The sequence below is a fragment of the Brevibacterium sp. genome (genome assembly GCF_022712115.1).
Classification (GTDB): domain Bacteria; phylum Actinomycetota; class Actinomycetes; order Actinomycetales; family Brevibacteriaceae; genus Brevibacterium; species Brevibacterium salitolerans.
Window position 1 is genome coordinate 1 of sequence record NZ_JALAHB010000004.1, and the last position, 7,375, is coordinate 7,375.

Annotated in this window: 7 protein-coding genes and 1 tRNA gene; 4 read left to right on the forward strand and 4 right to left on the reverse strand. The window is 68.0% G+C overall.

From position 1 onward, the window contains the following. The coding region (locus Q0A33_RS00135; RefSeq protein ID WP_291791354.1) for a hypothetical protein at positions 1-601 on the reverse strand (601 nt) is incomplete at its 3' end. A 95-nt stretch (positions 602-696) separates the two neighbouring features. On the opposite strand from Q0A33_RS00135, the gene Q0A33_RS00140 reads away from it, so the two are divergent. Beyond that, positions 697-1,836 carry a hypothetical protein gene (locus Q0A33_RS00140; RefSeq protein WP_291791357.1) on the forward strand — a complete coding sequence of 380 codons (1,140 nt, stop codon included), beginning with the start codon at positions 697-699 and terminating at the stop codon, positions 1,834-1,836. 161 nt (positions 1,837-1,997) lie between these two features. Here Q0A33_RS00140 and poxB read toward each other — a convergent pair whose 3' ends face one another. After that, positions 1,998-3,713, reverse strand: a complete 1,716-nt coding sequence (gene poxB, locus Q0A33_RS00145; protein ID WP_291791360.1) for a ubiquinone-dependent pyruvate dehydrogenase — start codon at positions 3,711-3,713, stop codon at positions 1,998-2,000. A gap of 155 nt (positions 3,714-3,868) precedes the next feature. Further along, positions 3,869-4,684 carry a DUF1206 domain-containing protein gene (locus Q0A33_RS00150; protein WP_291791371.1) on the reverse strand — a complete coding sequence of 272 codons (816 nt, stop codon included), beginning with the start codon at positions 4,682-4,684 and terminating at the stop codon, positions 3,869-3,871. 128 nt (positions 4,685-4,812) lie between these two features. Between Q0A33_RS00150 and Q0A33_RS00155 the strand changes: the two genes are divergently transcribed. The 3 genes from Q0A33_RS00155 to Q0A33_RS00165 all read left to right on the forward strand — a co-directional run bounded on the left by Q0A33_RS00155 (position 4,813) and on the right by Q0A33_RS00165 (position 6,788). Continuing rightward, positions 4,813-4,885, forward strand: a tRNA-Lys gene (locus Q0A33_RS00155). A 705-nt stretch (positions 4,886-5,590) separates the two neighbouring features. Beyond that, positions 5,591-6,349: a phospholipase A2 gene (locus Q0A33_RS00160; protein ID WP_291791372.1), complete on the forward strand. Its 759-nt coding sequence runs from the start codon at positions 5,591-5,593 to the stop codon at positions 6,347-6,349. Between the two features lie 37 nt (positions 6,350-6,386). Then, positions 6,387-6,788, forward strand: coding sequence for a hypothetical protein (locus tag Q0A33_RS00165; RefSeq protein WP_291791373.1), 402 nt, complete (start codon positions 6,387-6,389; stop codon positions 6,786-6,788). Between the two features lie 230 nt (positions 6,789-7,018). On the opposite strand, the gene Q0A33_RS00170 is transcribed toward Q0A33_RS00165, so the two are convergent. After that, positions 7,019-7,186: a hypothetical protein gene (locus Q0A33_RS00170; RefSeq protein ID WP_291791375.1), complete on the reverse strand. Its 168-nt coding sequence runs from the start codon at positions 7,184-7,186 to the stop codon at positions 7,019-7,021. Positions 7,187-7,375: the final 189 nt, after the last annotated feature.

Here is a 7,375-nt window from a genome sequence, read left to right on the forward strand (position 1 = left end):
CCCCCAGATCGTCCGGCCCCCGCTCCATCCCGCTGCCCAGCGCGAGCGCGTCCCGGGCGAGCGCGCGCCGGCCTGCCGCGCAGACCTCCGTGAAGGCCGCGGCGCGGAGCAGGGCGACGGAGAAGTCGCCGCGGAACGCGCCGGCGAGGATCTCGTCCGCCGCCCGGACCACCTCGTCCGGGCCGGGCGGGTTCTCCACCCCTGCCAGCAGTTCGGTGAGATAGGTCTCGGAGCGGAACCGGCCTCGGGTGCGGCCTGCGTCGAACTCCTCCGCGACGCGTGCGGAGCGGGTGGTGATCCACTCCCGGAGGGCGTAGAGCCGCCAGAGCACGCCCGGGAGGGAGACCGCCGGGGCCGAGGCCCAGATCTCCGCGATGACCTCGAGCCCGATCTCGTCCGCGAGCCGCACGAAGCGTGCGGTGGCCTCCGTGTCGCGGCCGGCGCGGCTCGCCTCGCCGGCGGCCGTGGGACGGCCTTCCACGGTGCCGTAGACGAGGAGGGAGGCGGTGGCGTGGGCGATCTCCGCGAGCCGCGCCGGGTCCGGGCGCTCGTCGAGGTGGTCGAGGTCTGCCATCGGGAGGGGCTTGTGATGCGTGCGCATGGTGTGGCCGATGGTACTCGCGTCTGAGTGCATCTCCCAGGGTGCGCGCCTAGGCTCGTGATGCGAGCACTCTCACGCCCTCACGGAGGAGCCACATGTCGAAGAGCACTGCGATCACGAACGGGATCGGCACGGCGGCGAAGTTCGCCGTGACCAAGGACGGAGAGCTCCACCCGCGGGCACGGGGCCTTCTCCAGCGCGCCCTGTCCGTCCAGCGGCCGGTGGTGCTGGCCTATGTGCGCACGGTGCGCCGCCGGCATCCGGATGCGAGCCCGGCCGAGATCGCGGACATCCTGCGCCGGCACTACCTCACGGTGGCGACGAGCAGCGGGGCGGCGGTGGGCGCCACTGCTGTGGTGCCCGGCCTCGGGACCGGTGCCGCACTGGGGCTGGGAGCCGTGGAGACCGGCGGCTTCCTCGAGCTCTCCGCCCTTTATGCGCAGTCGCTCGCGGAGCTCCACGGGATGCAGGTGGCGGACCCGGTCCGTGCCAATGCCCTCGTCATGGGCCTCATGCTGGGCAGCAGCGGCAAGAGCCTCGTCAAGCAGTTCTCCGCGCAGGCGCAGGGCGGCCCCGCACTCACCTCCAACTGGGGTGCGCTCGTCACCACGCAGATCCCCTCGGCGGTGTTGGACACCATCGTGAAGAAGCTGCGGAACAAGCTGATCCGCACCTACGGGGTGCGCTCCGGCGGGAACATCGTGCTCCGCGCGGTGCCCTTCGGAGTGGGCGCCGCCGTGGGCGGGGTGACCAACCGGATGATGGCCTCCACCGTGGCGAAGAACGCCCGCGGGGCCTTCGGCGACATGCCTGCGCACTTCTCCCCGGAGCTCGACCCCGCCTCGAGCACCCCGCTGCGGGATGCGGACATCGTCGCCGGGCTCCGTCATCTGCTCGAGGCGAAGGCCCGCAGGCGCGCCCGTGCCGCCGAGGCCAGGACCGGTGCTGCCGCCGGAGCGGGTGCCGCCGACGGGACGAGCGGCGCCGGCACGACGGGAGACCGCAGCGGGAAGGCGCTGGGCCCCGGGAAGGGCGCCGGGGACAGGAAGAGTGCGAAGGGCCGGCGCAGGGGCCTGTTCCGCCGTCGCGACGACGACGTCATCGCCGGAGAGGTCGTGGAGGACGAGGTTCCCGAGGCCGGAGCGGCCGGAACCGCGGCTGGGGACGCGGCGGTGAGCGCCGATCCGGTGGAGGGCGACGCTCCGCGCAACTGGAGGCCGGACCCCCGCCTCTGAGCGGCGGGGCGGTACAACGCACAGACGGGAACGGGCCACACCTCCGTTCCCGTCTGCGGATTCGCCCGATTCCGGGGCGGCTCGAGGCGAATCCGCAGACGGGAAGCCAGACCGGCAGGTGAGTCGTCTGCACCCGTCTGCGTAGCGCGGCTCAACTCAGCTCAGAGCAGCTGGCGCATGTTCGCCTTCGCGAGGTCGATGAGTTCCGTGCCGCGTCCGGAGAGGACGGTCCGGATCGCGAAGAGCGCGAAGCCCTTGGCCTGCTCGAACTTCACGGACGGCGGGAGCGTGAGCTCTTGGCGCTCGACGACCACGTCCAGCACCGCCGGACCGTCGTGGGCGAGGAACTCCTCCACCGCGCCGGCCAGGTCCTTGGGCCGTTCGACGCGGAAGCCCCTCACGCCCACGGCCTCGGCGACGGCGGCGAAGTTCGGGTTCTCCAGGTCCGTCGCGTAGTTGACGAAGCCCGCCGCCTTCATCTCCAGCTCGACGAAGTTCAGCGAGCTGTTGTTGTACACGACGGTCTTCACCGGCAGCCCGTTCTGCGTGACGGTGAGCAGCTCGCCCAGGAGCATGGACAGGCCGCCGTCGCCGGCGAGTGCGAGCACCTGCCGGTCCGGGAACGCGGCCTGCGCGCCCACCGCCTGGGGCAGGGCGTTGGCCATCGAGCCATGGGTGAAGGAGCCGATGAGACGCCGCTTCCCATTCATCGTGAGATGGCGGGCGGCCCACATGACCGGGGAGCCCACGTCCGGGACGAAAACGGCGTCGTCCGCCGCGCCCTGGTCGAGCAGGCGGGTGAGGTGCTGGGGGTGGATCCGCTTGCGATCCGACTTCTCCAGCTCCGCGAGCTCCTTGCGCGTGCGCTGGTAGTGCTTGCGCATGGTGTCCAGGTGCTTGGAGCTCCGGTTGCCCTTGAGCTCCGGCAGCAGCGCCTCCACCGTCTCCTTCACGGTGCCCACCAGCGGATGGTCGACGTGCACGCGCCGCCCGATCTGCCCGCCCCGCACATCGACCTGGATGACCGTCGCGTCCTGCGGGAAGAACTGCGCGTACGGGAAGTCCGTGCCGAGCATGACGACGGTCTCCGCACCCAGCAGCGCGTGGTAGCCGGAGGCGAATCCCAGCAGACCGGTCATGCCCACGTCGTAGGGGTTCTCGTACTCGACGAACTCCTTGCCCCGCAGTGCGTGCACCACCGGGGCCTGAAGCCTCTCCGCCAGCGCCACGACCTCGTCATGCGCGCCCTGGGTGCCGGCTCCGGCGAGGATCGTGATCTTCGCACTGTCGTTCAGCGCCATCGCCGCAGCCGCGAGCTCGCTCGGCGCGGGAAGGACGGTGGAGCATGTGGGTAGGACGGCCTCGGGCGCGGCATCCGTCTGGGCGAGCAGGACGTCTCCGGGGATGACGAGCACGGCCGGACCGCGCTGGGTCAGCGCCTCCCGCATGGCGATGCGCAGGAGGCGCGGCAGCTGCCCGGAGTGGGAGACGTACTCGGTGTAAACGCTGGACTCGCGGTAAAGGTCCTGCGGGTGCGTCTCCTGGAAGTAGCCGGTGCCGATCTCCTCCGTGGGGATGTGCGCGGCGAGGACGAGCATGGGCACCCGGGAGCGCATGGCGTCGTACACGCCGTTGATGAGGTGGAGGTTGCCGGGCCCGCAGGAGCCCGCACAGACGGCGAGCTCACCGGTGAGGGCGGCCTCGGCGGAGGCGGCGAATGCCGCGCCCTCCTCGTGCCTGGTGTGGATCCAGGCGACGCCGTCCGTGGTGCGCAGGGCGTCCGTGAAGCCGTTGAGCGAGTCGCCGGGGATGCCGTAGACGCGGCGGACCCCACTGGCGGAGAGGGTGTCGACGATGTGCTGGGCGACGGTGGGCATGGCCTTCCTTTCGCTGGACTGGGCGGGGATCGCGCCGGGGCCGGGAAGAGCGCACGCGCCCGAGGCCGCGGCCTCCGGACCGTCCTCGCAGGCTTCCAGCCTACGCGGCAGGCGGCGTGGCGTAAGGGGGTGCGGACGTGAGCCCCGGCATGCGCTCAGAGGCGCGCGTACCGTGCACGGAAGCCGCAGAACACGCCGTAGGCGATGAGGCCGAGGCCGAGCACTGCGACGATCACGGATCCTCCCGGCAGCTCGCGGAGCGTCTGGACCGCGGAGTCGAGGGCCCCGGCGGAATGCGGGTCGTCGCGAAACCCTGCCAGGCCTATGAGGACGCCGACCACGGCGACGGAGGCGCCCTTGGCGACGAACCCGATCACGCCGAGCGTGCGCACGGTGTGGCCGAGCGCCCCGGAGGGCAGCGTCATCCTCTTCCGGAAGCTGCGGAGCGCGCCCAGCACCATGAAGACGACGCCGCCGGCGAGGAGCCCGAGGCCGATGAGGGCCAGGAGGACCGGCCCGCCGGGGACGTCGAGGAGCCCTCGGCTGGCGGACTCCGCGCGGGCGTCCCCGTCAGTGCGATTGCCGAGCGCGGCCGAGGCAGCGATGGCACCGGTGGCGATGAAGGCCGCACCCTGGCCCCAGCGCGAGAGGCGAGTGCCCCACTTCTTCGCGGTCCCCGCGGTGGTCCCTGCGCGGGACTGCGCGATCCCGTCGACGAGGTGGAAGAGGCCCAGCGCCCACAGCAGCACGGTGAGCACCCACAGCGCTGCGGCACCCGGCACCGTCGCCGCCACGGCGGACAGCGCGCTGGTCTGATCGCTGTCGCCCCGGCCGGTGAGTCCGATGGAGACCGCGATCCCGCCCACCAGCGCGTGCACGAGGCCGTTGGCGACGTAGCCGCCGCGCGCGAGCGCCCGGAGCGCCGCACTGTGTTCGGCCGAACGCGCCGCGGACTTCATCTCGCTCTTCACAGCTGTGAGCCTAGACCGGCGCGGTGGGAGGTGGGAGACAGGAGCATGGGCCGGGGCGAGTGCGGGTGGGGATGCGGACGCAGGTGGGACGGTGCGTGCCGAGGGGCGGCTTCTTGTAGACTCTCTGCGGGCCTCTAGCTCAGTTGGCAGAGCAGCGGACTTTTAATCCGCGGGTCGTGGGTTCGATCCCCACTGGGCCCACTGTCTGCCCAGGTCAGGGCACGCACCGGCTCCGAACCGCAGTAGCCGGTTCGGGGCCGCTAGCACTTTAATGGCACGTTATGCGCGTGTGGACGCAGGGCCCACCTTCATCCTCGTCCCGGCGATCCGGCGCGCCTCCATGACAACCGCCCCCTCTCTTGGGCCCAAGCCCCGGAGTCATCCCACGCCCTCTCCAGGCCATCCACTCGTAGCACCTCCATGGGTCTCTCCGCCTCGATCGTTACGCAACCGTGGCCCGAACCTGCAATTCCTCACCTCACTACGGGCTACGCTATGTTCGGCGTTCGAACTTCTCACAATGACGCACTCCACCGTTCTGCGCCCAGTGCTCCTTCATCTAGATCTGGATTCCTATTGACTCGTTTACAACGTGCAGCCACCGCATGCGCCGCCATCGCCGCTCTTTCACTATTCACCCAGGGGGCAATTGCCACCCCCTCCCACGCAACAGGCTCCGACCCAAACGGCACAGACACTTACAATCTCAACGTTGAAGCCGCCAGTGTCTCCGCACAGCTCAAAGCTATGGATGCGGGAGAGGACTCCGCCTCCCTGACTTCATATGATACCCGGACAATTACCCACGACGATTCCCCATCAGAACAGCAATCTACCGTTGAGTTTGCAGTGCCGGACGGGTGCGACTCGACGACCGGCGAACGCCTCACCTGTGAATCTGGGGAAATGACATTCACCCCCGCCGTTTTCGACACCAATGGCGTCGAACTCCCCAGCGAAGTGAAGATCGCCTCCGCTGAGATTGCAGTGGAGTACCCAGAGGCGGCAGTTACAGCTGACGAGGTCGTGGCCACGATATTCATAGGCCCGACTGCCGAGGCCGAAGGGCAGCTCGAAGCGAAGGAAGCTCTTCAATGGATGCTGTCGGCCGGCGAATCCGGCTACTTCACCGAGGACGAGCTTGTGGCAGAAGACGAAGAGCTCAGCGCTGGCGAAGTGGGCGACCCCGGACCTGGCGCGGAAACTGGGCTTACCATCACTGACAACACAAAGGCAACAATCGGGCCGGACATCAACGCGGCAAAGGCGATTCCACGGCCTTCGAAGGTCGGAGTACCAAAGGGCTACGTGTACTGCACGAAATACACGACATCTCGTTGCAAGCCCAAGGCGCTTCACGACTACTGCACCTGGTCCCCGGATCGGTTCCTGTCTCTTCCCAAGGCGCCGAAGGCAGACTTCCGCGGCCCATGCGCACGCCATGACATGTCTATCGACAAGATCCGGAAGAAGAATATCTCGCTGAGCTCAAAGCGATCGCAGCGCAAGACAACAGATACTACCTTCAAAAAGCATATCCGCCAGAACTGCAGTTACGCGTATTACCAAGGCAAGTGGACCGTCGAGCGGAACCGATGCTATGGCGCCGCATCAACCTACTACGGTATCGTTCAACTCAAGACTCGAGTGTGGAACGGGAAATGATCACGATAGCAGTCGACCACAAAGTAAAGGCGGGATGATGGTCGAAACCATAAAGCCGGCTCGACTCATTACATTGACGCTATTGACATGCCTTGCAATCCCGGTATGGAGTGTAGCGGTGTTCATCGGGCTGCAAGTCTTGCCAGAGAGTACCTGGATCCCGCTGTCGAATACTGCACCACTGATTTCACTCTGCCTGTGCGTGGCAGCAGTTCTCTTGGCAGTCATTGCCCGCGCCCCCGGCACACGCACGGTCGCCGCGAGGACGATCGCTGTGCTCGCAGCCGCAATGGTCGGCGTGGGCACGGCCGCAGGGTTCACGACGAGCCCGGGAGGAAGCGTCGGCGATGTTCTGCTCGTCATCGCCGGCAACGTCATGATGCTGCTTGCCGTGGCCCTCTGGGCGGCTGTCGACGTTCGCGTTCGAGCCAAACAGTAGCCGGCGTCTTTCATCCGCCCAGGCACGTTTCGCGTCGCCTGAGGTGGGCGTGCGCCGCGGACGATAGCATTCTGCACGTCCTAGGCTCGATCCCGACGAAGCCAACTGCTTGCTGAGGTCAAGGCACCACATGGCCCCGAACCGACTACTCCGGTTCGGGGCCATGTGCACGTACCGCGTACGTTATGGGCCTCTCAGGCCCAAGCACCTGAAGACGGACGAGGACTGATTCACAGTTGCGCCGTCTGCAGCTGGTGCTCTCCGCGGAGAATGGTCCTCGAGTCGTCGATGTCGTTCCAGAACCTGAGGTGCCGGCGACCGTTCCATGCACCACGGCATCCTTCATCAGCGTCGACCTCGATGAGCTTGCCGCTGGCCTCAGCCAGGACATAGCTCACGCGTTCCTTGAATGCAGTCGGATAGCTCGCCACCGGCTTGAACGCCCATGAAGCGCCCTGGGATTCGTTCCGTGGTTAGACGGTCGCGGGCGCGGTCGTCGTGGGGTGAGTGTAGGCCGCTTCGACCGATGCGGGGGTGCGGTAGTCGAGAGCTTCGTGGAGCCGGGCCGTGTTCCACCAGTGGACCCA

Excerpts from the sequence above, each read along its gene's own strand:
- Q0A33_RS00140 (WP_291791357.1), top strand. The coding sequence starts at position 697 with ATGTCGAAGAGCACTGCGATCACGAACGGGATCGGCACGGCGGCGAAG.
- poxB (WP_291791360.1), bottom strand. The coding sequence starts at position 3,713 with ATGCCCACCGTCGCCCAGCACATCGTCGACACCCTCTCCGCCAGTGGG.
- Q0A33_RS00160 (WP_291791372.1), top strand. The coding sequence starts at position 5,591 with ATGACATTCACCCCCGCCGTTTTCGACACCAATGGCGTCGAACTCCCC.
- Q0A33_RS00165 (WP_291791373.1), top strand. The coding sequence starts at position 6,387 with ATGGTCGAAACCATAAAGCCGGCTCGACTCATTACATTGACGCTATTG.